21 protein-coding genes and 1 pseudogene are annotated in these 25,304 nt (G+C 53.9%); 17 read left to right on the top strand and 5 right to left on the bottom strand.

Annotated elements, in window-relative coordinates:
- On the bottom strand, positions 1 to 1,716 hold the full coding sequence (gene pilB, locus BG841_RS00970; RefSeq protein WP_070055951.1) for a type IV-A pilus assembly ATPase PilB: 1,716 nt from the start codon (positions 1,714 to 1,716) through the stop codon (positions 1 to 3).
- A 343-nt stretch (positions 1,717 to 2,059) separates the two neighbouring features.
- Here pilB and BG841_RS00965 point away from each other — a divergent pair, with 343 nt between their 5' ends.
- The 3 genes from BG841_RS00965 to BG841_RS00955 all read left to right on the top strand — a co-directional run bounded on the left by BG841_RS00965 (position 2,060) and on the right by BG841_RS00955 (position 4,956).
- On the top strand, positions 2,060 to 2,500 hold the full coding sequence (locus tag BG841_RS00965; RefSeq protein ID WP_070055950.1) for a pilin: 441 nt from the start codon (positions 2,060 to 2,062) through the stop codon (positions 2,498 to 2,500).
- 423 nt (positions 2,501 to 2,923) lie between these two features.
- Positions 2,924 to 4,399, top strand: a complete 1,476-nt coding sequence (locus tag BG841_RS00960) for an O-antigen ligase family protein (RefSeq protein WP_070055949.1) — start codon at positions 2,924 to 2,926, stop codon at positions 4,397 to 4,399.
- Positions 4,400 to 4,515: 116 nt separating this feature from the next.
- A complete protein-coding gene (locus BG841_RS00955; RefSeq protein WP_070055948.1) occupies positions 4,516 to 4,956 on the top strand; it encodes a pilin in 441 nt (146 codons plus the stop codon).
- A 72-nt stretch (positions 4,957 to 5,028) separates the two neighbouring features.
- Here BG841_RS00955 and BG841_RS00950 read toward each other — a convergent pair whose 3' ends face one another.
- The gene (locus tag BG841_RS00950) at positions 5,029 to 5,703 is read right to left on the bottom strand and encodes a class I SAM-dependent methyltransferase (RefSeq protein WP_070055947.1); all 675 of its coding nucleotides are present in this window, start codon (positions 5,701 to 5,703) and stop codon (positions 5,029 to 5,031) included.
- Between the two features lie 375 nt (positions 5,704 to 6,078).
- Between BG841_RS00950 and BG841_RS00945 the strand changes: the two genes are divergently transcribed.
- From BG841_RS00945 to BG841_RS00930, 4 genes and pseudogenes are all read left to right on the top strand, one after another.
- Positions 6,079 to 7,185 (top strand): polyamine ABC transporter substrate-binding protein, encoded by a 1,107-nt coding sequence (locus BG841_RS00945; protein WP_070055946.1) that lies wholly within the window; start codon positions 6,079 to 6,081, stop codon positions 7,183 to 7,185.
- A 4-nt stretch (positions 7,186 to 7,189) separates the two neighbouring features.
- Positions 7,190 to 8,273 (top strand): annotated as a pseudogene (locus BG841_RS00940) (ABC transporter ATP-binding protein).
- 34 nt (positions 8,274 to 8,307) lie between these two features.
- Positions 8,308 to 9,207 (top strand): ABC transporter permease subunit, encoded by a 900-nt coding sequence (locus BG841_RS00935; RefSeq protein WP_070058626.1) that lies wholly within the window; start codon positions 8,308 to 8,310, stop codon positions 9,205 to 9,207.
- Entirely contained in the window at positions 9,200 to 10,021 is an 822-nt protein-coding gene (locus tag BG841_RS00930) for an ABC transporter permease subunit (protein WP_070055945.1), read from the top strand. Before BG841_RS00935 ends, BG841_RS00930 begins: the two co-directional genes overlap by 8 nt.
- Before the next feature lie 200 nt (positions 10,022 to 10,221).
- Here the strand turns inward: BG841_RS00930 and BG841_RS16385 are convergent, their stop codons facing one another.
- Positions 10,222 to 10,527 carry a type II toxin-antitoxin system RelE/ParE family toxin gene (locus tag BG841_RS16385; protein WP_074454269.1) on the bottom strand — a complete coding sequence of 102 codons (306 nt, stop codon included), beginning with the start codon at positions 10,525 to 10,527 and terminating at the stop codon, positions 10,222 to 10,224.
- A 6-nt stretch (positions 10,528 to 10,533) separates the two neighbouring features.
- Positions 10,534 to 10,776 carry a type II toxin-antitoxin system ParD family antitoxin gene (locus tag BG841_RS00925; RefSeq protein ID WP_070055944.1) on the bottom strand — a complete coding sequence of 81 codons (243 nt, stop codon included), beginning with the start codon at positions 10,774 to 10,776 and terminating at the stop codon, positions 10,534 to 10,536.
- Positions 10,777 to 11,063: 287 nt separating this feature from the next.
- Between BG841_RS00925 and BG841_RS00920 the strand changes: the two genes are divergently transcribed.
- The 8 genes from BG841_RS00920 to BG841_RS00885 all read left to right on the top strand — a co-directional run bounded on the left by BG841_RS00920 (position 11,064) and on the right by BG841_RS00885 (position 20,750).
- On the top strand, positions 11,064 to 12,476 hold the full coding sequence (locus BG841_RS00920; protein WP_070055943.1) for a MipA/OmpV family protein: 1,413 nt from the start codon (positions 11,064 to 11,066) through the stop codon (positions 12,474 to 12,476).
- A gap of 194 nt (positions 12,477 to 12,670) precedes the next feature.
- Entirely contained in the window at positions 12,671 to 13,444 is a 774-nt protein-coding gene (gene nagB / locus BG841_RS00915) for a glucosamine-6-phosphate deaminase (RefSeq protein WP_070055942.1), read from the top strand.
- A 100-nt stretch (positions 13,445 to 13,544) separates the two neighbouring features.
- Positions 13,545 to 14,312, top strand: a complete 768-nt coding sequence (cysQ, locus tag BG841_RS00910; RefSeq protein WP_070058625.1) for a 3'(2'),5'-bisphosphate nucleotidase CysQ — start codon at positions 13,545 to 13,547, stop codon at positions 14,310 to 14,312.
- Between the two features lie 36 nt (positions 14,313 to 14,348).
- Positions 14,349 to 14,828, top strand: a complete 480-nt coding sequence (gene rfaH, locus BG841_RS00905; RefSeq protein ID WP_070055941.1) for a transcription/translation regulatory transformer protein RfaH — start codon at positions 14,349 to 14,351, stop codon at positions 14,826 to 14,828.
- A 357-nt stretch (positions 14,829 to 15,185) separates the two neighbouring features.
- Positions 15,186 to 15,950 (top strand): Wzz/FepE/Etk N-terminal domain-containing protein, encoded by a 765-nt coding sequence (locus tag BG841_RS00900; RefSeq protein ID WP_070055940.1) that lies wholly within the window; start codon positions 15,186 to 15,188, stop codon positions 15,948 to 15,950.
- 447 nt (positions 15,951 to 16,397) lie between these two features.
- Entirely contained in the window at positions 16,398 to 17,933 is a 1,536-nt protein-coding gene (locus BG841_RS00895; RefSeq protein ID WP_228141556.1) for a hypothetical protein, read from the top strand.
- Positions 17,930 to 18,826: an NAD-dependent epimerase/dehydratase family protein gene (locus BG841_RS00890; protein WP_198929145.1), complete on the top strand. Its 897-nt coding sequence runs from the start codon at positions 17,930 to 17,932 to the stop codon at positions 18,824 to 18,826. The genes BG841_RS00895 and BG841_RS00890 overlap by 4 nt, the downstream gene beginning before the upstream one ends.
- Positions 18,827 to 19,010: 184 nt before the next feature.
- On the top strand, positions 19,011 to 20,750 hold the full coding sequence (locus BG841_RS00885) for a thiamine pyrophosphate-binding protein (RefSeq protein ID WP_070055938.1): 1,740 nt from the start codon (positions 19,011 to 19,013) through the stop codon (positions 20,748 to 20,750).
- A 542-nt stretch (positions 20,751 to 21,292) separates the two neighbouring features.
- Here the strand turns inward: BG841_RS00885 and BG841_RS00880 are convergent.
- Positions 21,293 to 22,432: an IS110 family transposase gene (locus BG841_RS00880; RefSeq protein ID WP_070055937.1), complete on the bottom strand. Its 1,140-nt coding sequence runs from the start codon at positions 22,430 to 22,432 to the stop codon at positions 21,293 to 21,295.
- Between the two features lie 327 nt (positions 22,433 to 22,759).
- Between BG841_RS00880 and BG841_RS00875 the strand changes: the two genes are divergently transcribed.
- Positions 22,760 to 23,917 carry a polysaccharide pyruvyl transferase family protein gene (locus tag BG841_RS00875; protein ID WP_070055936.1) on the top strand — a complete coding sequence of 386 codons (1,158 nt, stop codon included), beginning with the start codon at positions 22,760 to 22,762 and terminating at the stop codon, positions 23,915 to 23,917.
- Positions 23,918 to 24,187: 270 nt separating this feature from the next.
- Positions 24,188 to 25,153, top strand: a complete 966-nt coding sequence (locus BG841_RS16380) for a glycosyltransferase family 2 protein (protein ID WP_074454268.1) — start codon at positions 24,188 to 24,190, stop codon at positions 25,151 to 25,153.
- Positions 25,154 to 25,304: the final 151 nt, after the last annotated feature.

Here is a 25,304-nt window from a genome sequence, read left to right as displayed (position 1 = left end):
TTAATCCTTGGTTACCCGGTTAGCTTCTTCCAGACTGGTTACGCCCTGAACGACTTTGACCAGCGCCGATTCACGCAAACTGGCAAAGCCTTCGGTCTGCGCCTGTTTGGCAATCTGGATAGAGCTGGCTTCCTCCATAATCATGTTGGCCAGCGTTTCGGTTATCGGCACCACTTCGTATATACCGACGCGGCCCTTGTATCCCCCATTGCATTTATCACAGCCTTTGGGGCGGTACAACGTAAAGCCTGTGTCAATTTGTGCCTCTGTGAACCCTTCGCTCAAAAGCACGTCTTTGGGGACCGTGGCCGGCTGTTTGCAGGCATTGCACAGCCGGCGGCCCAGGCGCTGGGCGATGATCAGGCTCACCGTGGTGGCGATGTTGAACGCCGGCACCCCCATGTTCATCATTCGCGTCAGGGTTTCGGCGGCGCTGTTGGTGTGCAGGGTGGACAATACCAGGTGGCCGGTTTGCGCCGCCTTGATGGCAATCTCGGCGGTTTCCAGATCCCGGATCTCCCCCACCATGATCACGTCCGGGTCCTGGCGCAAAAAGGCCCGCAACGCCTCGGCAAAGCCCAGGCCGACGCGGGTGTTGACGTTCACCTGGTTGATCCCTTCCAGGTTGATTTCGGCCGGGTCTTCGGCGGTGGATATGTTGCGCTCGTTGGTGTTCAGGATGTTGAGGCCGGTGTACAGCGACACCGTCTTACCCGAGCCGGTCGGGCCGGTCACCAGAATCATCCCCTGGGGTTGCTCCAGCGCATCCATAAACAGCTGCTTCTGGTCTTCTTCGTAGCCAAGGGCGTCAATGCCCAGCTTGGCCTGGCTGGGGTCGAGAATCCGCAGGACGATTTTCTCCCCCCACAGGGTTGGCAGGGTGTTCACCCGAAAGTCGATCGCCCGGGTTTGCGACAGCTTCATTTTTATGCGGCCATCCTGGGGGACGCGTCGTTCAGATATATCAAGCTGGGCCATGATCTTGACCCGTGCTGCGATCTTTGGAGCCAGCTTGATCGAAGGCTTGGAGATCTCCTTGAGAATGCCGTCGGTGCGGTAGCGCACCCGGTAGGTTTTTTCATAGGGCTCGAAGTGAATGTCCGAGGCGCCGGTGCGAATCGCGTCCAACAGCATTTTATTAACGTATTTGACGATGGGAGCGTCGTCAATTTCGGCGGCAGTCGCGTCGTCATCGTCATCCCGGTCACCGCCTTCGGTTTCAACCCCTTCCAGATCCACGTCGTCCAGGTCGCCCATGGAGGTATCGTGGGATTCCAGATGAGCCTCAATGGCCCGGCGCAGCTGGGCGTCGTCCACCAACACCGCATCGGTGCTGAGCCCGGTGTTGAACTTGATTTCATCCAGGGCCTGCAGGTTGGTGGGGTCGGAGACCGCCACAAACAGCCGGTTACCCCGTTTGTAGAGGGGCAGGGCGTTGTGTTTGCGGATCAGTTTTTCGTCCACCAGCTTGTCGGGCATCATCTCTGGCACAAACGCACTCAGATCCAGCACCGACACGCCAAATTCCATCGCCGCGGCAAACGCCAGACCGCTGCTGTCGGCCAGTTCGTTCTGCACCAGGTAGGTGATCAGCGGGGTCTTGTTTTCAGACGCCTGCAGGAAGGCGTCCTTCGCGGTGGCCTCGTCCAGCAGTTCGTCTTCCACAAAGCGACGGGCCAAACCGGTGAGCGTCACATTTCTTTTGTCTGTAGCCATAGAATCTGAAGCGAGCTTCCCAAATTGCTGAAAAGGAATCCAAATAAAGCGGAGTCTGAACGCTCTAGAGTTTAGAGCTCCGGCGGAAGTTTTGAAAGCCAATGCGGCGCTGGCGTCACAAAAGCTTGCGGTCGGGCAAAGAGTGACAAAAAGCGTCACTCAGTGCCAGCGAAGGGCAGGGGTTGCCGGCAATCGGGTGGCGACTGAAATTGCATTTGTGCGCTAGCTCACTGATTTGGAAGGCGAATATATTAAGTGCTTGTGTTTGGCATACTCGCTGCTACAGTACCCGCAGGCCGCTCAGCAATGGAGCGTTACTATCCAGAAGTCATGGAGTTATGACATGAAAAAAGCTCAACAAGGTTTTACGTTGATTGAATTGATGATCGTTGTGGCGATCATCGGTATTTTGGCTGCGATCGCGATTCCGCAGTATCAGGATTACACGGCGCGCACGCAGGTTAATCGGGCCTATAGCGAGCTGTCACAGTACCGAACTGCAATCGAGGAAAGCATTCAGCGCGGACAAACGACTATCGCTGGTGCGGATGCCGGATATGTTCAATCTAATTTGACCGACGATGTTTTCGCAGCTGATGCAGACTTTACGGGTGGCACAGGAACTTTAGTTGCTACCTTGGCAGGCAACGCCGGTGCGGGCATTCAGGGTGCAACGATTACCTGGGAACGTGAGGCCGACGGCACTTGGACTTGTGAAGTGGCCGGGGCGGGAGCGACCTCATGGAAAGATAGCTATGCGCCTGCAGGTTGCACCACTACCTAACTTCAAATACGCTGCTTGAACGTTTGAAGTGGTTGTAAGCTGAATTTAGGGTTGTAGATGAGAAGGGGCTTGGCGGTGTTTAACCGTCAAGCCTTTTTTATTGCCGCGTTGTTGTTAATGATAACGAAGGGGAGGGGTATGGTTTATATCAATCTTCTGCAGGGCTTAGTGAGCGAATTGCGCGGAGTAGTGATGGCCGCAGTACGCCATGAAGTTTGCTAAACATTATTCGGTCCATCGAGCACTTTTCTCCAGAGGCGGGGGTGTCGCACTGTATAAAATGCAGTGGTTGACTGGAGAGTGTTTTGGGTATTGCCTAGTTCCGCACTGCTTTTAACGATCTCATGCATTTTTACTGCGGAGAAAAAGTTTGGGCTCGCCGTTTACTGACGGTATTCATGTAGCTATTGTCTGACAGAGGTTATGGTGCAAAAAGACTGGGGTGCTTTTCGGTGGCTAATCGCTGTCGCAATATTTGTCAGCGTGCTATTTGCAGACTTGCTGCCTCTGTCAATAGGTAGCTATGCGTTCCAGCGATATATACTGGCAGGGGGATTGGCGTTGACCGTCAGTTTGTCCGGGGCGTATTGGGTGAACCAAAAAGGTTGGGGGGAGTGGAGGAATATTTGGCCGGTATTGCTGGCCGTCGCTAGTTTAGTATTGTTGGCGGCTCCATATCATGACCTTTTGTATGTTTGGGTTGAACCAGGAATGTATGTGGCTTTCTTTCTTGGGTTCGTGCTTGTAGGTGGTTTGTCGGGAGAGGGCGGGCATAAACAACGTTGGGTTATTGAATTGGTTTATATTGCAGCGGCTGCTGTGTTCGCGTACGGGGCCGCGACCATAACGGTATATTTGTTTGCCTTGTCTGACCGGGTGGCGCACTTATCCAACTATATACCTTGGGGCTTTGTCAGTATGCGTTACTGGAGCCATATAGCAACCTGGCTATTACCTATCTTACCTTTGGCTGTACTATTAGGGCCACTCAAAGATGAGCGTCTCTGGCGCTTTTTCGTAGCACTGGGCGCTGCGCTCTGGTGGTGGATAGAGTTTCTGTCGATGTCCCGGGGCAGCGTGCTGGGTATTGCCATCGGAGTTGTTCTGGCTGCTGTTCTGATTGGTCGCCCAGCGCTACCTTGGTTGCGGGTGTTTGTGCGTTACCTGGCTTATGGTGTGTTTGCCTGGGTGATATTGTCAGTAATTATTCCCTCGATGTTTCAAGACGAAGTTGGTATGCGAATTTTGCACACTACTTCTTCTGGTCGGGTGCCATTGTTTATCGAGGCCTGGCGTATGAGCCTTGAAAACTTCCCCTTCGGCATGGGGCCGCAGTCTTGGTTGACCCACGACATATTGACGGATGAGTACCGTCAGTCGCCTAAGTTTGGTCACCCCCACAATATGTATTTAATGTGGGCGGCAGAGTATGGCTGGATCTTGATTGGCGCGCTTTTTTTCCTGGTCGGGCAGGCGATTCGTTTGTTCTGGCAGAGACGAGCTGAGGTGCACGCTGGTGACCGTGATGGATTGGCGTTGCCCTTGGCCGCATTTACCGCCTCCGTTTCTGCGGCGATGTTGCATGCAGGCGTATCCGCGGTTTTTATGGCGCCCGGTTCGATGTTGATCGGCTTTTTGGTGTTGAGTGTCTTCTGGGTGTTGATCACCCCGGAGCATGATCCTGCTACGCCCAAGCGCTCCAGGCGCCGCTTTGTTGCGGCCGGATTGGTTGCGATGTTTCTCGGAGGGCTGAGCTTATACTGGTTCAGTGAAGTAAAAGCATATTACAGCGCCATGGAAAATGATCTCCAGTATTACCAAAAGCATGTTCCTGCAGGAACACTGCCGCGTTTTTGGTTTCACGGTAATTTCCCCCGCCATCCGGATCAGATGCCATAAATGCGATTAAGGTTTTTTGAAAAAAGCGCGGATTTGACTCTGTACTATGGCTAAAAACACGCTGGCCCGAGACTTGCTTCGTTGTGTGTATCATTCACGCTCATCCAGAGATATTCATGACAAAAAACTCCGGTTTTACCCTGATAGAGCTCATGATTGTCGTAGCCATAATTGGCATACTGGCCGCTGTAGCCATACCGTCCTACCAGGGGTATATAGCGAAAACACAGGTGAACCGCGCCGTGGGCGAGCTATCCGCGTATAGGGCGCCATTTGAAGAGCGGGCAGGCTCCGGGGCGGCGGTCACTAATAGTGATATTGGTTACGCCCCCTCGAACCTCACCACGGGTAACCCTGCAACCGACATTGCAACGCTGGGCGCCGACGGATCGGGGCACCTGCAGGTGACCATGGGCGGCAATGCCCAACCAAATTTGGCAGGCCTGGTGCTGCGGTTTGAACGCACCGCGACAGGGGAGTGGAGCTGCGTATTGGACATCACCGCCGTGGCGGCCACCTGGAAGGCGGCTTATATGCCGGCTGGGTGTCGGCTATAGTGGTGATGTTCATGCTTGATGCTGTGAGAAAGACGGGGACAGACTTAAGTCTGTCCCCTTGATTGAGGTAGCTCAGTTCACCCGCTGCTCACCCTTCCGCTTAAACTTTAATATATGCCCCTTAAACGGCTGGTCCAGGTAGCTGGTGTCGTCCGGCCGGATGTGGGTGTTGCGGTAGCCGAATTTTTCCATTTTCACGCTGATTTTATTCTTGCGGCCACGGCCGGGGTCCACCAGGATTACCTTGCAATCCGGCGCGGCGTGGCGTTCGATGAAGCGGGCCAGCAGTTTGATGTGCTCGTCTTCGTAGAGCAGGTCACTGCCGATGATCAGATCAAACTGGCCGAGGTGGCGGGTTTGGTCAGCCCAGTCGACTTGCTGGTAATTGATTGCATCGCTGTTGTTCAGCTGGGCATTGCGCAGCAAAAAGTTGCCGGTTTCCGGGTGGTAGTCCGTCGCGGTAATGTCCGCGTTTTGCTTGTTCAGGACCAGGCTGGGTAAGCCGATGCCGCAACCAATTTCCAGCACCCGCTTACCGGCGGTGTCGTAATCGGCCATGAAATGGGCGAGCACCAGGCTGGAGGGCCAGATGATCCCGAACAGGGGCCAGGTGGCGGAGGAGATGCCCATTTTTTTGGCGGCGCCGTCCGGGTCATAAAACTGCTTGATGTCACGCAATGTACAGACATGAATGTCTACGCTACCCACCTCGAGGGTCTGGTAGCGAACACGAATTGGGGAGTCCATTTTTATCACGCTAATGAAGTAAAGGGATGCCAGTTTTATCGATATTTTTAAAACTGTGCTGTTCCATCTTATCTCAAGCTGTGTTATTAGCAAACGGGATGCCAGCGTGTCCGTAGCCGGCCCCAGACGTTCTGGGCGGGCGTAGGTACAACTCCCTTGCACCGATGCAAAATTGTGGTAGCGCACGGGGCAATCTCGAGGTATAAAGCGCGCGAATACGGTCGGTACCTCCAGCGGAGCCCCCACCGCCGATTCCAGGGCAAGCCTCAAAGGAGTCTGCGACACCCTCGCGACCTTCCCTCAGCCCACCTGCACAACACCGCGTGCGTCCGGCACGCTTTTTCTCCAATCCCTTTTAAGTGAGGGACGTTACCCATGTTGAAGTTGTGTAAGCCACAGGCGCTGGTCGCCTCTGCTGCGTTGTCTCTGTGTGTCTGGTCCGCCAACGCGGCGGAACAAGTGCGTGTGTATAACTGGTCGGATTACATCGCCGAGGACACTCTGGCGAAGTTCACCCAGGAGACCGGCATCGAAGTCGTGTACGACGTCTACGACAGCAACGAGGTGCTCGAAGCCGCCCTGTTGTCGGGCCGTTCCGGTTACGATCTGGTGATACCGTCCAACCACTACGTGGCCAAACAGATCACCGCCAAGGCCTTTGTGGCGCTGGATCACGGCAAGCTGCCGAATATGGCCAACCTCAACCCGGCGCTGATGAACGAACTGGAAAAGGTCGACCCGGGCAGCAAGTTCTCCGTGCCGTACCTGTGGGGCACCAACGGCTATGGCTACAACGCCGGGCGTGTCGAGAAAGTTCTGGGTGAGGGCGCGCCCACCGATTCCTGGGCACTGGTGTTTGATCCGGTCGTGACCGCCAAGCTGGCCAAAGGCGGCTGTGGCATTGCCATGCTCGATTCCGGTGAAGAGATGGTGCGCGCCGCCATGGCGTATATCGGCCTGAACCCGAACAGCAACAACGCCGACGACATCAAGAAGGGCGGTGAGGTAATCAAGGCGGTGCGGCCGAACGTCACTTACTTCCATTCGTCCCGTTACATTGGTGATCTGGCCAATGGCGACCTGTGCGTGGCCGCCGGTTATTCCGGTGACATCCTGCAGGCTGCGGCACGGGCTGAGGAGGCCGACAATGGCAACGACATCCGCTACACCATCCCCAGGGAAGGTGCGGTGCTGTGGTTTGACATGATGACCATCCCCGCCGGCGCGCCCAATGTGGATAACGCCCACAAGCTGGTCAACTTCCTGATGAAGCCGGAGGTCATCGCCGAGATCACCAACTACGTCTGGTACGCCAACCCGAACACGGCGGCCAATGCGTTTGTGAGTGCCGAAATCCTTGGTGACACCAGCATTTACCCCACAGACGACGTGATAAGCAACCTGTACATCATGGAAGGTCGGCCGCAGGACGCCCAGCGTCTGATGACCCGTACCTGGACCAACGTGAAGTCGGGGCGCTAGTGACGTGTTACTCAGCATCCGTGGGATTTGCAAACGCTTTGACAGCACCCTGGCGGTGGACGACGTCAGTCTCGACATCCACAAGGGTGAGATCTTTGCGCTGTTAGGCGGCTCTGGCTCTGGCAAGTCGACCTTGCTGCGCATGCTGGCGGGTTTTGAAACCCCCGACAGCGGCCGCATCGTGCTCGACGGCCAGGACATCACCGGCCTGCCGCCGCACCTGCGCCCGACCAACATGATGTTTCAGTCCTACGCGCTGTTTCCGCACATGACCGTGGAGCAGAACATTGCCATGGGGTTGAAACAGGACAAACTGCCGAAGGATGAGATCCGCGATCGCGTCGCTGCCATGCTCAAACTGGTACAGATGGAGCCCTACGCCAAGCGCAGGCCCCAGCAGTTATCCGGCGGTCAGCAGCAGCGGGTGGCGCTGGCCCGATCCCTGGCCAAACGCCCCAAGCTGTTGCTGTTGGACGAGCCCATGGGCGCGCTCGACAAAAAACTGCGCACCGAAATGCAGTTGGAGCTGGTGGATATTCTGGAGAAAGTGGGCGCAACCTGCCTGATGGTCACCCACGATCAGGAAGAAGCCATGACCATGGCCAGCCGCATCGCCATCATGTCGACCGGCCGTATTGCCCAGGTGGGTTCGCCCATCGATATTTACGAGAGCCCGAACAGCCGCATGACGGCGGAGTTCATCGGCTCGGTGAATATCTTTGAGGCCAATATCATGGAAGATAATCCGGACAGCGTGCTGTTGCACAGCGAGCTGCTGGACGCCCCGGTCTTTATTGACCGGGGCGTGACCACGTCGGCCGAAAACACCGACACCCTGGTGGCCCTGCGCCCGGGAAAAAATCTACCTGACGCCGGACAAGCCGGCCGGGGAGAGCAACTGGAGCCAGGGCACCGTGGATAATATTGCGTATCTGGGGGACATCACCTCCTACTACGTCAAGCTGGCCAGTGGCAAACGGGTGCAGGCCACCATGACCAACGTGGAGCGCCGTGGTGAGCGGCCCACCTGGGGCGACACCGTGTTCGTCTCCTGGGAAGCGTCCAGTCCTATTCTGTTGGGGAATTGATGCCGTGAATCGAAACCTGATCGCCGCTCCCTGGGTGGAGCGGGCGCGCGCTGCGCTGTTCCATCGCCGGGTGCTGCTGGGCATTCCGTTCGCCTGGCTGTTGCTGTTTTTTCTGCTGCCGTTTGCGCTGATCCTCAAGATCAGCCTGACCAATGCGGTGATGGCGATACCCCCGTACGAGCCGGTGTTCCGGCTGGTGGACAACACCCTGTCGGTGGTGGTCAATTTTGGCAACTATCTGTTTTTGCTGTCCGACAGCCTGTACGTGGCGGCCTACTGGGGCTCGGTGAAAACCGCGTTTATGGCGACCGTCGCTTGCCTGTTGATCGGCTACCCCATGGCCTATGCCATGGCGCGGGCACCCAGGCACTGGCAGCTGGTGTTGCTGCTGCTGGTGATGCTGCCATCGTGGACTTCGTTCCTGATCCGGGTGTACGCGTGGATGGGCATTCTCGGCAATCAGGGGTTGCTGAACAGCTTCCTGTTGGGGTTGGGGGTGATCAGCGAACCGCTGAAACTGCTGAACACCAACTTTGCGGTGATTCTGGGCATTACTTACGCCTACCTGCCGTTTATGGTGCTGCCCATCTACACCAATCTGGTGAAGCTGGACGTGCGCCTGTTGGAAACGGCGTCGGATCTGGGCTGCCGCAGCCTGACCACCTTCTGGGCGATCACCCTGCCGCTGTCCAGGGCCGGCATTCTGGCGGGTTCCATGCTGGTGTTTATTCCTGCGGTGGGCGAGTTCGTGATCCCCGAGTTGCTGGGCGGCCCGGACACGCTGATGATCGGTAAGGTGCTGTGGGAAGAGTTCTTCAACAACCGCGACTGGCCGGTGGCGTCGTCTCTGGCGATCGTCATGCTGGCGTTGCTGTTAGTGCCGATTGTGTTGTTCCACCGCTTCCAGAGCCGGGAGATGGCGAAGAATGGTTAATGCACGGGGTGTCAGCTTCTCCAAAATCATGCTGATTGTGGGGCTGGTGTTTTTGTACCTGCCGATGCTGGTGTTGATCGTGTATTCGTTCAACGCCTCCCGGCTGGTGTCCGTGTGGGCGGGGTTTTCCACCCACTGGTACAGCGCGTTGTTTCAGGACCAGCAGATACTGTCGGCGGTGTGGATGAGTCTGAAAATCGCCTTCTACTCGGCCAGTATGGCGGTGTGCCTGGGCACCCTGTGTGCGTTCGTGATCACCCGCTTCAAGCGCATGGGCGGGCGCAACCTGCTGTCGGCGATGATCACCGCACCGCTGGTGATGCCGGAAGTGATCACCGGTCTGTCGCTGCTGCTGCTGTTTGTGCAGCTGGCGGAACTGACCGGCTGGCCGGGGGACCGGGGCATGGTCACCATCTGGATCGCCCACACCACTTTTTGCAGTGCGTACGTGGCGGTGGTGGTCAGCGCGCGCCTGCAGGAAGTGGACCGCTCCATTGAAGAAGCCGCCATGGATCTGGGCTGCACGCCGCTGAAAACGTTTTTCGTGGTCACCTTGCCGATGATTGCGCCCGCACTGGTCTCCGGCTGGCTGCTGGCGTTTACCCTGTCGCTGGACGACCTGGTCATCGCCAGCTTCGTCTCCGGCCCGGGCGCCACCACCTTGCCGATGGTGGTGTTCTCCTCGGTCAGAATGGGCGTCTCCCCCAAAATCAACGCCCTGGCGGCGCTGATCATCCTGACGGTGTCGCTGATCGCGTTCATCGCCTGGTACCTGATGCGCCGCAGCGAAAAACGACGCCGCAACGGTTTTTAACCTCCCTGCCAATGAAAGGGGGCAGACTTAAGTCTGCCCCCGGATCCATTCCCCCTATCCCACCAGGGGCGAGGGGCTACTGCAACGCCTCAGGCACCGAGTGTTTACTCCCCTCGCCCCTGGCGGGAGAGGGGCCGGGGGAGAGGGGGTGGGTGATCCGACGTATCGGAGAGGGGGCAAAGCCAGATTCAACATTCCGATCAGCGTTCTGTGCCCGGTGTTGAAGCTACCCAATCTTCGCGCTCATGACGAACCCGGATAATGAACACCTCATTATCCGGCTCGATCCGGTAGATCACCAAGTGAGAGCCGGATGGATGAATTCGTACCGGTGGAGTGATCTCTGTGCGTTGAGGTGCAGCAGTCGGGTTGTCAGCGAGGAACTGAAAGCATTTTTCCAGTTGCGAGTGATACCGTTCAGCTTGGTGTAGCCCGAAGGAATGGACGCCTTCAACAAAAATATTGATGACATCTTCTTCGGCTTTTCGGCTGAGCACGTAAGCCATGCTGAATTAGCGGCTTGGGGTCAGTTTTCGGGCAGCGTGATGGAGCTCATCCATTGATCGGGAGCCCTTACCGCTGTTGATACCTTCTTCTACCATCGCTTGCATCCTTGCAATTTTCTCGGCCTTGTCCTGATCTTTGCGAATCAGATCGCGCACATAGTCGCTAACATTGCTGTAGCGACCGGTGCGGGTTTGTTCTTCGGCCCATTGTTTCATTGCGTCAGGTAAAGAGACGTTCATTGTTGCCATAGTTTGAGTCCTCCTGAAAGAATCATGGCAGATAATAACAAACTATGCCATTCGCCAAGTTTCCCCTAACGCGGTGCATTAGCCCCCTCTCCCGCCAAGGGCGAGGGCTACTGCACTGCCTCAGGCACCGAGTGTTTACTCCCTCACCCACCAGAGGCGAGGGAGGTACAGCAAGGGGATAGACTTTAGTCTGTCCCCACCTTCGCAGATAAATGGTGGATAATGCCGATGCCGCGCCCATGGGGAGTGGGTATGATCCGCCATTCCCCAATGTCTGGATCAGATGAATGTGTACTAATGCCGCATGGCGCAGTGTATTACTGAGCGTGTGTTTACTGGCGTCCAACAGTTTTGCCGGCGAGCGGCAGGCGCTCAGTATCGTCAACCCAGGTGCCCAGCCCGGGGCAGTCGCGCTGGGCGCCGCAATCCGGGGTGGCACCAACCCTTATCGGGGGGTCAAGCACGTGTCCAGCTTGTTGAACGGCAACAAACACGACCTGATCCCGCTGTACCTGTACGAAGGCGAGTGGCTGTTTGCCCGTGGCAGCTCCGCAGGCATCCACCTGCTCAACAACGACCGGTGGGCGGTCGACGCACTGGTCGATTACCGCTTTGATCGCCTGGAGCCGGATGCCAACGACTACTTTACCGGAATGAGTGAGCGTCGGCAGACCGTCGACGGGGGCTTGTCGGTGGCCCTGAAGAACGGCTGGGGGGCGGTGTCGGCCGCCTGGGTAAGCGACCTGATGGGCCGTCACAATGGTTATGAGTGGAACCTGAGCTACCGGTACCGGTGGCGCTCCGGGCGATTGACGCTGTCGCCCTTTGTCAGCTACATCTATCAGGACCGTGACCTGGTCAACTATTACTACGGTGTCCGTGCCGACGAAGCGCGGGCCGACCGCCCCGTCTATCAACCCGGATCAACGGACTTTTTACGGTCCGGCATCAACGTCTCGTACCAGTGGACGCCCCGGGTGCTGGTGTTTTCTCATCTCGCCGTGGAGCAGGTAAGCGAAGAAGTGCACCGCAGTCCCTTGGTGGATGAGCGCCAGCTCGGCGCCGCATGGCTCGGGTTCAGCTACCAGTTTGGCAGCGTGCTGGGCGACGCCACCACACCGGGGCGCTCCAGGCGCGAAGGGGAGCGTTCCTGGCGGGTTAACGCCGGCTATGCCGCCGAAGGCCCGTTCCACCGCACCCACCGGGGCGATCTGACCCGCAGTCAGGACGCCCATACCTACATCGGAGGCCTTACCGTCGGCAGATTGCTCTCGGAGGGAAAACACCTGGATTACTGGGGCCGGTTGTCGGTCAACCGTCGCTTCGAAAACGGCTACCAGAGCGACATTTTTGAGTACAACGCCTATGTGATGGCGATGACCACCCGGCATTCGCCCAAAACTCGGGAAGAACTGTTCCGCTACGGTTTGGGGTTCGGGTTCTCCTACGCCGACCAGATACCCGCGGTCGAGCAGGTCAAACAGGCCCGCCGCCAGCGCAACTCCGGGCGCTTCCTCAATTACCTTGAGGCCCAGTTTGATGTGCCCCTGCAGCTGCTGTTCGGTGACAGCGCCCCCCGACAATGTTACACCGGCCTGTCCTTGCTCCACCGCTCGGGCATCTTCGCCAACTCCGATCTATTGGGGAACGTGTCCGGCGGCTCCGATATGGTCACCGGGCATATTGAGTGCCGGCGATAAGTATTCATTCTGCCGGGGGTGGACCCTAGTCTGTCCCCATTGGCGTCAGACTGCCCCGCCGCGCTTCTGAGCCGATCCTTGCCTTCGTCTTGCTATGCCTCTCAATCCCCGTAAAATATTGCCGCAACTCTCAGGTCGATACGTCCGTTTCTGACCGATACCAACCACCGGGCAGAAACAAGCCACTGATAATTATGTATAAGATCTTTGACACGACCGACGAAGTATCACACTACGCGGCGGCGCGCCTTCTGGGCACCATCAAGGCAATCCCGACCGCAGTACTGGGTTTGGCGACCGGCAGCACCATGGTGCCGGTGTATGCGCAGCTGTTGCGTGGCTTGCAGCAAGCAGCTGTGGATGTGTCGACCGTTACCACGTTCAACCTGGATGAGTACGTGGGCCTCAGCGCGGGGCATGCGCAAAGTTACCATTATTATATGTACCAGCATTTATTCAATGAGCTGAACATACCGGCGCAAAACATCCACCTCCCCGACGGCATGGCCAGCAATCTCGACGAGGCCTGCCAGTCCTATACGGACACCATCAAGATCAGAGGGGGGCTGGATTTTCAGTTGCTGGGCATTGGCACCAACGGCCACATCGGTTTTAACGAGCCGCAAACGTCGTTTGCCAGCCGTACCCATGTGGTGGAGCTCACTGCGCAAACCCGCCTGGATAACAGCCGGTTTTTTGCGGATAAACATGAAATGCCCACCCGTGCGATCACCCTGGGCATTCTGGATATCCTCGAAGCCAAAGAAATTGTCCTGGTGGCCACCGGTCGCAACAAAGCGGACATCATGGCGGAGCTGTATCACAGCGAAATCGACGAAGCCTTGCCCGCCTCGGCCCTGAAACAGCATGCCAACCTCACCATCGTGCTGGACCGCGAAGCCGCCTCCGCACTGCCCCGCGAAGCCGTCGAAAAGAAAATCGCCAGCGCGCCTGCTGATTTCCTTTAAGCCCCTCGCCCCCGGCGGGAGAGGGGTTGGGGGAGAGGGGCCGGGGTGCTATCATCCCCGCTCAACCCCAGCCGCCTGACCCTAGTGGATGACCGCGCCCATGCATTACCCCGATCTGCTCCCTGACGTCCTCAACATCGCAGATGCCGCGGGCGTCAAAGTCATGGAGATCTACAACAGCGACTTCAAAGTGGCCTACAAAGCGGATAACTCACCCGTTACCGCCGCCGACCTGGCCGCCCATACAGTCATTCTGGCCGGCTTGCAAAGCCTGACGCCCGACATCCCGGTGTTGTCGGAAGAGGCCGCCACCGCGCCCTGGTCACAGCGGCGGCGCTGGTTCCGCTTCTGGCTGGTGGACCCCATTGACGGCACCAAAGAATTCACCCAGCGCAGCGGCGAATTCACCGTCAATATTGCCTTGATTGAGCACGGCCGGCCGGTACTGGGCGTGGTTACCGCCCCCGCCTTGCAACAAGCCTATTGGGGCGCAGCAGGCGAGGGTGCCTGGAAGCGCGACGGGGAGCCGGGGCAGCAAAGGGTCCGCCGCATTCACGTGGTGGTACCCAGCCCCACGGCCCGCGTGCTCGCCAGCAAAAATCACCTCGACGACGCCACCCGAGCCTATATCGGCACGCTCGGGCCCCAACGGTTGGTGCAGGCCGGCAGTTCGCTGAAGTTTTGTCGCATCGCCGAAGGCAGCGCCGACCTCTACCCGAGGCTGGGGCCGACCTCTGAGTGGGACACCGGGGCGGGCCACGCCGTCCTGGCCGCGGCGGGTGGTCGGGTCATCACTTTCAGCGGCGGCCCGTTACGGTACGGTAAGCCCGATGTGCTCAACCCGCATTTCATCGCAGCCGGAAAATAAGCATCTTCCATTCATTAACAGCAAGGAGCGCAGGGTATGAAATGGTACGCACTGCAACACAAGCCCGCGCAGGGCGACCGCGCGGTCGAACATCTGCAAAATCAGCGCATTGCGTGTTTTTACCCCAAGGTGCCGGTGGAAAAAGTCCGCGCTGGCAAGCGGGTAACCCGGCTGGAGCCGCTGTTTCCCGGCTATCTGTTTGTACAACTGGAGCCGACGGACCCCGCCTGGTCCAAGCTGCGCTCCACCCGGGGGGTATTGCGGGTGGTCAGCTTTGCCAACAAACCGGCCTTCATTGCCGATGAGGTGATACAGGCCATCAAGGCCAGCCTGCGGACGATTGACGAACTCGGTGGCCTCAAACCGGGCCAGCCGATCGCCATAGAAGACGGCCCGTTTAAGGGGCTCGAGGCGATCTTTCAGAGTTACGATGGCGACGAGCGTGCCATAGTGCTGATCAATTTTATGCAGCGCCATCAGTCGGTCGCGGTACCGCTTGCCAATATAAAAACATAGGGTGTCAATGACTGACAGCAGCAGCTTACGGGTCAAACCTTGCGTTTCGTACGCTTTGTAACCTGCAGTAACCGTTGTCGCTTGATATGAGCGCTTGGTGACGTACAATTGGCGCGCTTTTGTGAACGAGTACCACTTTAAATGCTACCTCGCCGCTGCCCTTCAGGGGGGCCGGGTCTGTGTTTTAATACAATGACCTCAAAACACTGGACTCTGGTTGGTGGGGCGGTAGCGTGCTTCACAGCGGCTACCCAAAGGTTACGGCGCGGCCATCCGGTAGCTGGATAACACTCGGCAACCATTGCAATATTGCACTCCGTTCCACCCTTTCAACCCTTACCATCAGGCTCTTTGAAAATGAACGAATCGCTGCCCCAGCGTACTGATTACGCGGACGAAATCAGTTTGGTTGATTTGGCAACCACCTTCATCCGCCGTCGCTATGTGTTTTATGTGGTATCTATTACCGTCACCCTGTCGGGGATAGCCTACGCGTTACTAGCGCCGGAAAAATACGAATACATCAGTCTGATACAGGTTGCGCAAAAAAACAGCGATGAGCCCATACAGTCAGTAGAAAGCACCATCGCCACCCTGGAGAGCCGCTGGTTGCCGGAAGTGGCGACCATTTACCGAGCCAAACACGGTAACCCACTGCCATTGAGCGTGACGTTCAGCAACCCCAAAAACACTGGCTTGATACGATTCGCTACTGAGGCGAAAAAGACTGAGGCCGATACAGTGACAGCCACTCATCAGGCTTTGATTGAGAGCGTCAAGCGCCATCAAGACGGATTGATCAAACACGCGCAAACCGGTCTGGCGCGGCAAATGGATTCGCTGGAGCAAGTCTTAAACTCCCTGAGAGGGCAACAAAATGCGGGGGAAGCGCTGGCCGCTGCTCTTGAGAAACGCACCCAACTTGAAAGTATGGCGGAAAGCCTGAGAAGCGTGGAAGTGCTGGTGACCAGCCGGGAAAGCGCAGCAAGAACAAGCCCAAAACGCAGCCTGATTGTTGTTTTGGCGGTGTTGCTGGGGGGGATGATGGGGGTGTTTATGGCGTTTATGAGTGAGTTTTTTGTTGCAGTAAGAGAGCAGCTGATTACTGCAGAGCCTGAATAACACCAATCTTGAATGTTTTTTAATTGGTGCTGGCGTGCCTTTCATCCCATGTTGCCGGCGTGTTCTTGCTTGCGTTTTTTGGGCTGAATAGAGAGAAACTCTGGATAAGCGGCCCTTTTCAGTTTTAAGGATCCTTTATAATGAATAGGTTACGTTTGTGAGATTCCAGCGTTGGAAAGAAAGTTTCCAAGCTTTCTTGGCTTTTGGGGGTTAGACAATATTTCCAGCCTTGGAACACAAAGTTGCCCCTTTCCAACAGTGTAAAAGGGTTTTCCAAGGGATGTGTCGAATTATGACCTGTCAAGTGTTTCCAGAATCAGATATCCATTTACCAAACTTGATACCAAACTGGCTGTATTATTTCAGGCTAGCTCGTAGTTTTAGTCTAAGTCCCTGCGCTTTTCGTTAATTGAATTAACTCCATTTTTGAAGAAAACACTCCATTACATGACCTCAGTCCGTAACAAAAGAATAGCAAATAACACGCTGATGCTCTATTTTCGTCAGCTCTTAATCCTAGTTGTAAGCCTATACACCGTGCGGATCGTCCTCGATGAACTCGGGGTGGAGGATTATGGCATCTACGGTGCCATTGGGGGGATTGTTGCGCTCAGCACCTTTTTGCCGGGTTCTTTGGCCCAGGCAACACAGCGTTTTTTCTCTTTTGCCCTAGGCGAACAAAACGACGAGCGGTTGAAAAAGACCTTCTCCGTAAATCTTGTGCTCTACGCCTCAGTTGCTTTGTTTGCATTTATAATTCTCCAAACAGTCGGCCTCTGGTTTGTTGATGCAGAGCTTGCTGTACCTGAAGGGCGATTCGAGGCAGCTAAAGTACTTTACCACTGCGCAACACTCACTTTTTTGGTCAGTGTGATCACCAGCCCTTTCATGGCCATAATCATGGCCCATGAAGATATGACGCTCTACGCCTATGTCTCAATTCTTGAGGCGTTTATGAAGCTGGGTGTGGTGTTTATGTTGCAATATATAGCTTGGGATAAGTTGGAAATTTATGGGCTGCTGGTGCTATGTGTCGGTGTTGTAAACGCCATTCTGTATATCGGCATATGCTTGTATCGCTACGAGGAGTGTCAGTTTCGGAAGATCTATTGGGACTCCGCGTTACTGAAAGAGATTATCGGCTTTACTGGTTGGACAGTCTTTGGGCAGATATCGACCATCGCCCGTACTCATGCCGTTACAGTTTTATTGAACCAGTCTTTTAGTCCGGCAGTTGTCGCGGCTAGAGCTCTGTCGGTACAAATCGCCAGTCAGGTCAATATATTTTCCGGAAACTTTAACGCCAGCCTTTATCCGCCTATCATTAAAAGCTATGCCGCTAATCAACGACAGGAAATGTACGGACTGATCACCGGCGGGTCTAAAATCACCTTTTTCCTGCTTTGGCTATTTGCCTTGCCGATGATGGTTGAAATGGAAACCATACTGGGCATCTGGCTGACGACCGTACCATCGGATACAGTGCTTTTCGCGCAGCTAGCTCTTGTAGAGGCTCTGATACTATCGGTGAGTATGCCGTTAACAGCTGCCGCAAGGGCTCCAGGAAAAATGAAGGCCTATGAGCTCACTCTCGGCACAATTCAAATTGGGATATTACTTACGGCATGGGCTGTCATTGCCGGAGGTGCTCCGGCTTATAGTGTGTTTGTCGTAGCCATCGTGGCTAACATATTGATGTTTGGTGTTCGGCTGTTTCTCGTCAACCGGCTCACCGGATTCCCGATGGCAAACTTTCTACGGTCCACAGCATTACCGGTTTTGATTATTGTTTTTCTTACAGCGCTTCCTATTTACGCTATGAATCAGTTGTTGCCGGTTGGGTATTATTGGTCGGCGCTCGTCATTTTTACCAGCTTCATTGTTTCTACCGTTGCCATGTACTTCATCGGTCTCGATAAAGCATGGCGCATGAAAGTGGTTGCTATGATCCGTTCACGATTACCTACGTTGCAAAGTGCATGACAAAAATCTTGGTACTAGGCGGTACGGGTGCGATGGGTAAGCACCTGGTGAATCTGCTTTCGGAACGAGGCGATAAGATTTGGGTTACAACCCGCTCCCCCCGTCAATCTACTGGCAACATTGAATACATCCAGGGTAATGCAAAAGAGGACAGTTTTCTTTCTCCATTGCTAGCCCGTGAATGGGATGCAATTGTCGATTTCATGGTATATGACACGTCTGCTTTTAAGCAACGTGCGCCAAAACTGCTGGCCGCGACTACCCAATACATTTTTTTGAGCTCAGCCCGCGTGTACGCCGATAGCGTTGAACCAATCCAAGAAGATTCTCCACGGTTACTCGATCGGTCTGACGATGATGAGTTTCTCAAAACCGACGAGTATTCACTGGCCAAAGCGCGGCAAGAGAATACCCTCCGCCAGTCTGCCTGTAAGAATTGGACGGTTGTTCGGCCTTACATCACTTATAGTGAGGAGCGCCTGCAACTCGGCGTAATGGAAAAAGAAGGCTGGCTGTACCGAGCGCTCAGGGGTCGCACCATTGTGTTCTCGGAAGATATAGCCTCCAAGCTGACAACCCTCACCTACGGCCTGGACGTGGCAGGCGCCATGGCGGCTGTGATCGGCGCGCCCAAGGCACTGGGGCAAGCTTATCACATTACTCAACAGGACGCCCTCAGTTGGCGCGACGTTCTTAACATTTACCTGGAAGTGCTGGAAAAGAAACTTGGGCTCCCCCCAAGGCGCTGCTACTGGGGCTCAACGATTTTTCCCGTTGTAAGCCTGCTGAGTATCAAATTAAATACGACCGCTTGTTTAACAGGGTATTTGATAACTCGAAGGTTGCCGAATTTGCCAATTTGGACGCCTTCTGGCACACAGAACAGGGACTGACCCGTTGCCTAGAAGAGTTTCTGAATAACCCCGAGTTTCTGTCGATCGACTGGCGTTCTGAGGCAATAAAAGACCGTTACACCGGAGAGGTGGCAAGCCTTAAAGAGTTTGATCACTGGAAGCAGATGATCAAGTACCTTATCTACCGTTTTATCAAAAATTAAACATCTCGTTTGGTAGAATTATGAGCAAGTTTTACACTGATGAAAAAAACGCCCTGATTATCATCGCGCTTTTGAAAGCGAATGGTATCAGGAAGGTGATTGCGTCACCGGGTACTACAAATATGGCTTTGGTTTGTAGTATGCAGAATGATTCATATTTTCAGGTTTATTCTTCCGTAGACGAGCGGTCTGCTGCTTACTTGGCTTGTGGGTTAGCTCATGAATCTGGTGAGCCCATTGTTATCAGCTGTACCGGTGCCACTGCATCTCGAAATTACTTGCCAGGGCTAACGGAAGCGTATTATCGAAAACTGCCAGTGCTTGCGATTACATCAACGCAAATGGTCTGTAGGGTGGGGCACCATGTTCCACAGGTCATTGATCGTAGCGTTAAGCAGAATGATACCCACCGATTCAGTGTCGAACTTCCCATCGTTAAAGACGATGACGATTGGTGGGAGTGTGAAGTAAAAGTCAACCAAGCCATCCTTGCGCTCAAACGCGGCGGCGGTGGGCCTGTACATATCAACTTACCCACACGCTACAGCCGGTCATATGACACTCAAACCCTACCAGATTGCCGAGTAATGGATCGGTTCAGCACTACCGACAAACTGCCAGAACTGAGAGGCCGGGTTGCGGTGTTCATTGGTGCTCACCGGGAGTTCACCACTGAGCAAACAAAGGCTCTGGATAACTTCTGCAGCAGCAACAATGCCGTGGTTTTTTGTGACCATACCAGTGGTTACAAGGGGCAATATCGCTTGCTCTACTCTCTCGCAGCCAGCCAGGACCAGATGGACCTAGCCTCCGAAAGGCCGGATGTAATGATTCACATAGGTGAAGTGACCGGCGACTACGCCGGTATGAGAATGGTGGGCGAAGAAGTCTGGCGCGTCAGTGAAGACGGCGAAATCCGCGATACTTTCCGTAAGCTGCGTTACGTATTCGAGATGGATGAAAAAACGTTCTTCGAGCGCTATACAGATCCATCCAAAACTTCGTCCGATAAATACTTGCAGCAATGCCTGGCTCGCCTGAAGGAAGTTAAGGAGGAGATTCCAGAGATTCCGTTTTCTAACATTTGGGTAGCACAGCGCACCGCATACAGGATTCCTGAAGACTCGGTTGTTCATTTTGGGATCCTGAATAGCCTTCGCTCGTGGAATTTCTTTGAGGTACCACATTCTGTTAGGTCTATGTCTAACGTAGGAGGCTTTGGAATTGATGGAGGGCTTTCCAGTCTGTTAGGCGCATCGCTCGCCAGTCCTGACAAACTCTACTTCTGTATCATCGGCGATCTGGCGTTTTTTTACGACATGAATGCGCTCGGCAATCGACACGCAGGTAACAATCTGCGCATTATGGTCATCAACAACGGCAAAGGCACTGAGTTCCGCCAATATAACCATGTAGCTGCACATTTTGGTGAGCAGGCGGACGAGTTTATTTCCGCTTCAGGGCATTACGGCAACAAGTCTCCAACCTTGATTAAACACTATGCCCAGGATTTGGGTTTTAAGTACATCAGTGCATCGTCCAAGGAAGAGTATGAGGCGGTGTATGGTGAGTTCTTAACGAAGAATACCAGCGGGCAGTCTATCGTGTTTGAGGTGTTTACGGATAGTGAGGAAGAAAGCCGGGCGCTGGAGATGATTAGGAATATCAAGAAGGATCATAAGAAAACGGCCAAAAATATGGCGCGAGGAGTGCTTGGGGAACGCGGGGTTAAAGTATTGAAAAAGGCTTTGGGCAAGTAATGAACGGGCTTACCCGCAGCCAGCCCTTTAGCTAAAGGAACTTGAAGGCATAGCCTTCCGAAGCAAAGATCCGTCTCAACCCGCGAACGGATACATCACCTACGCTAAGGGCGGCTCCGGAGAAAAGGTAGTGCCCACCAATCAACTGTTCGGTGTAACGGGATCGCTTCATGGCATGATCTCCTGTTCAAGGTCCTATCATGCCGGATTTTCCAGTTTTAAATGGACCTGAATTCTGGGGTAGGGTCACGCGTTGATATGACTCCCCACGTCAAGAGGTACGCACCAGTCCAGGCCCATTTTTTCAGAGCTACGATCCCGCTATTAAAGGGCGGGTCAGGACAGACGCTGAGGCCAGTAATCGTCGACGGTTTTCATGCTGATATCCGTGGGTTCTCACCACCTTACTTTTCCGTCGTGAAGCCGGTCCTCCGTCTAGGAACGAGCGTCTGGTCTGAGTCTTCAGCCAGGCTTCCTAACGCGCGTCGAGGGTTGCTTCACACTCCGCGGCCTGAGAGGCCTGTCCTGCCCCATAATCGTTGTCATAGCATCAACCTTGGATCCGGCTTGGCGATGACCACTTCCCGGGCAATAGCCCAAATGTGGCCAACCAGTTCTCTGGCAATCGCGGCGACCACCACGTTGCGGTGTTTGCCGCGCTGCATCAGTGCTCGATAGCGCCGGCAGAGTCGGACCTGGGTATCCCAAGCCTTCTCTACAATGGCTTTGGGCAGATCCTCCTGACGGAGTTGCAGGATTTTTGAGGTTTTCGCCGGGTATCGATACGCATGAGCGGCCTCAATGAGCATCCGTCTTGCCCGTTTGTTACCGGCACAGGTCAAGGGTCCGATTCGTCGCCGGTTGCCACTGGAGCGTTCACTGGGTGTCAGGCCCACATAGGCCATCAGCTTCCTGGGGTTATCAAAGCGCTGAAGGTCGCCAAGCTCAGCCACGACACCGGTGGCAACCAGCAGCTGTACACCCCGAAGCGCCTGGACGGCTTTGACCAGCGGGTAAAAACGCCAGCGCCGTACCTGATAGGCCAGTTCGGTGTCGAGCCGTTCCAATCGTTTGTGGCGCTCTACGATGGTGTAGAGCATTTCCCGGAACACTGTGTTCTGCGTCGGCGTGGGCATGACCAATTCTGAGAGCCACCGGATGTGTGCTGCCGACCAGTTGGCCGAGCCGGTATATCGGATATCGTGTCTCAAAAGAAACGCCTTAAGTTGGCACTTGGCATTCTTCAGATCCCACATGGCGGTTTCCCGGCCCCGGGAGAGATCGCGGATGGCCTCATCTTCCGGTTCCGGCACGTAGATGGGGTCAACGTCCCCGCTACGGAGCAGCTGCGCCAGTTGCATGCAGTCGCGTTTGTCGGTTTTCACCTGCTGCCCGGGCTTCTTCGGAATCAGTGAAGGTGCCACGATGAAGCAGGGATAGTCCCAACTGGATAACAAACGATAAAGCCAGTAACCACAGGGACCGGCCTCATAAACGAACTGAAGTTGGCATCCGGGGTGTCGGGATTCAAACTGCCGGACCATCTTGCGGATGGCGTAGTGCTGGGTGCCGATGGCACCCAGGTAAGTCACCGGTTCTTTTCGGGAATCTGTGGCATAGGCCACGGCAATGGAGTCTTTGTGCGTATCCAGGCCAATGAACAATGTGCTATGTTTTTTCATAGTGCTGCCCCCCCAATTTTACGCATGTGAACACGTAAAGTATGGCTCTGGCTGAGGCTAACCCACGAGGCGGGGGCAGCCCCCTAGTGGGGAGTCATAATGTCTATGAAATGAAACGGCAGCGCTTAAGAACCGAGTGGAGGGCCCTGTCGCATCGGTCGTTTCAGAATGCAAAAGCGACGGGCGACCTGTCATATTATTTGGTCACGCTGAAACTTGTTTATTTTCGGGATGCTCGCCAGGGCGTTCGTTTACTCGTAGAGTGCTTTCTTTTGTGAAGCGTAAGCTTATAGCGTTAATTAGGTTTCGATGGGACAGGGCGTTTAAATGGTAAAAAAGAAAGTCGCAATCCTCACCCAACCTCTAGGCCACAACTATGGCGGTTTACTCCAAGCCTATGCCTTACAAACCTATTTAAAAAAGCTGGGGTGTGAGGTGGAAACCCTGGACAGGCGCGCACCAGAGGCCGGGCGGGTATCCTCTGCGAAAAGTCACGCTCTCAATCTTGCCAGGCTAATGTTAGGTCGCATTAAATCGATACCTACCGCTAAGAAACAGACGCGGGCATTGGAGGAGCTGGCTAATTTTCGTGATCGACGGATAACCATTTCGCCAAGAATCACAAGTGAGCAAGAATTGCGGGAGTATTACCGAAACCGAAAGTTTGACGCTTTCGTAGTAGGCAGTGATCAGGTTTGGCGGCCGCGATATTCCCCCAGTATTCTTAATTTCTTTCTGAATTTTTTGGATGATCTAGGTAGTAAAGCTATTCGTGTGGCTTATGCAGCTTCCTTCGGTGTAGATGAGTGGGAATATCCTGAGAATGTCAAGGAAAAATGCAGGCCACTGGTCAAGAAATTTGATGCAGTATCGGTTAGAGAAAAGTCGGCGATTGAACTTTGTAAGACAAAGTTCGGAATAAACCCGGACTGGGTTGTAGATCCCACGCTTCTTTTAGCCCCAAGCGATTACGAAGCACTTGTTGCCCAAGATGTTGAAAATGAACATAATTCTCTCGTACTTTCGTACATTCTCGACTCTAGCGAGGACAAGCAGAAGATCTCGAAAGCCGTGGCAGAAATACTTCAAATTGATTCGCTTTATATAATGCCCGAAAAGCTCGTTTCTGAAGTGCGCTCCACTGATATTGAACAGTGCATTTACCCTTCGGTCGAAGCGTGGCTGAAAAGTTTCAGAGAAGCGCAATTCGTCGTCACGGACTCATTTCACGGTACGGTATTTGCTATTTTGTTTAATAGGCCGTTCATTGCAGTGGGTAACTCGAAGCGAGGGCTGGCAAGGTTTAATTCTCTTTTATCGATGTTGGGGCTTGAAGATAGATTGGTGAGTTCAGTGGCCGACATTGCCCCCGAAATAATTACCGACCGGATTGACTGGGGTAAGGTAAACGAACTCCGTGAGGAATATGCGAATGAAGGTCGAAAGTTTTTGAAGAACCATTTGTTATGCGGAAAGGCAAAGTAAGTCGTCGTAATGATACCCTGATTTGCTTTAGAGTGACGTGCCAACAAGTGACCTTAATTCTAGGAAAAACTTTCGGAAATATCAAAAGGTCTTCGCTTAAGCTTTAAATAGCGGCCCGGGGAACAGGACGCTAATATGTGTGTTTTCGGACCCGTGTGATGGAAGTCATGAGCAACGTTATAGCTAGCTGCCGTAGATTGTTGTCTTGTAATTGCATAAGCAGGCCTAATAACTTCGATTAAAATGCAAAGTCGTACGTGGGGTAAATAATTGAAAGGCTTAGTTAGTATCATTGTGCCAGTATATAATTCTGAAAATTATCTAGAAGAGTGTATAACGTCGATACTTGAGCAGTCGTATAAAAATATTGAGCTTATACTCATAAATGATGGGTCGGATGATGAATCTTTAAAGATCTGTAAGGCCTTCGAAGAGCGTGATGAACGAGTAAGAGTCATCGATAAGGAAAATGCAGGTGTTTCTGCAGCAAGAAACGATGGTATCGCTGCCGCGCGAGGGATGTATGTCGGATTTGTTGATAGTGATGACACCGTAAAAAGAGATCTATATGAGAAGTTGGTTGGTTTGTTGTCGAAAGATTTATCTCAGTGTGCTGTTCTCTCAAGTTATACCATAAACAATGATCATGAAAGACAGACCAAAAAAGATGGGGTGGTAACAAATCAAGAGGCACTAGGGCTGTTGCTGGAACTTAAGTTTCCAACATCGTTGTGGGCTTATTTGTATAAAAGGGAAGTAGTTCAAGAGATCAGTCTTAAAGAAGATATTCATTTTTTTGAGGATTTTGAGTTTAATTATAGAATCCTAAAGTCCTGCAGACTGATCTCCTTGTGTTCAGAGAATCTTTATTACTATCGGGATAATACCTCCAGTATCAACTCTCAAGGTGCAAACTCTAAAAGGCTTACTTGTTTGCTGATTCCAGAATATATGCGACAAGATATGAAGCGGGAAAAAAACCGGGTGGGATTGCGGAGGTTGTGCTATCTTGAAAGCTACTTCATTGTCGCTTTGCTGGTAGTTCTTCGCGCGCCTCTGACTAGTTATGAGCAGGAATACCTGAAGAAAGTGTGTAGCCACATTAGACGAGTGTGGTTTAGATTGATTCTATCAACATGTACCCCGCTGAAGTCTAAGGTTTTTATATTGTTGGCTGCTTTAGATGGCCGAGCTGCTATATTCTGCTGGGATCTTCTTCGACGAAGTAAACACTAGGGAAGGTATGAATAACCGCTATTTTTGGTGATCATAGATTTAACCAGCAAAAAACGAAGATTCAGACCGTCCCTAGGTGTTTTTCTTTATAAGGCTCTTTCAATCGTTTGAGTTTCGTTTTTGCTAACGAGGCCGCGGGTGTTCGATGACA

Origin of the sequence: Marinobacter sp. X15-166B (assembly GCF_001752365.1) — a bacterium.
Classification (GTDB): Bacteria; Pseudomonadota; Gammaproteobacteria; order Pseudomonadales; family Oleiphilaceae; genus Marinobacter.
This window is presented reverse-complemented; position numbering and strand designations above follow the sequence as displayed.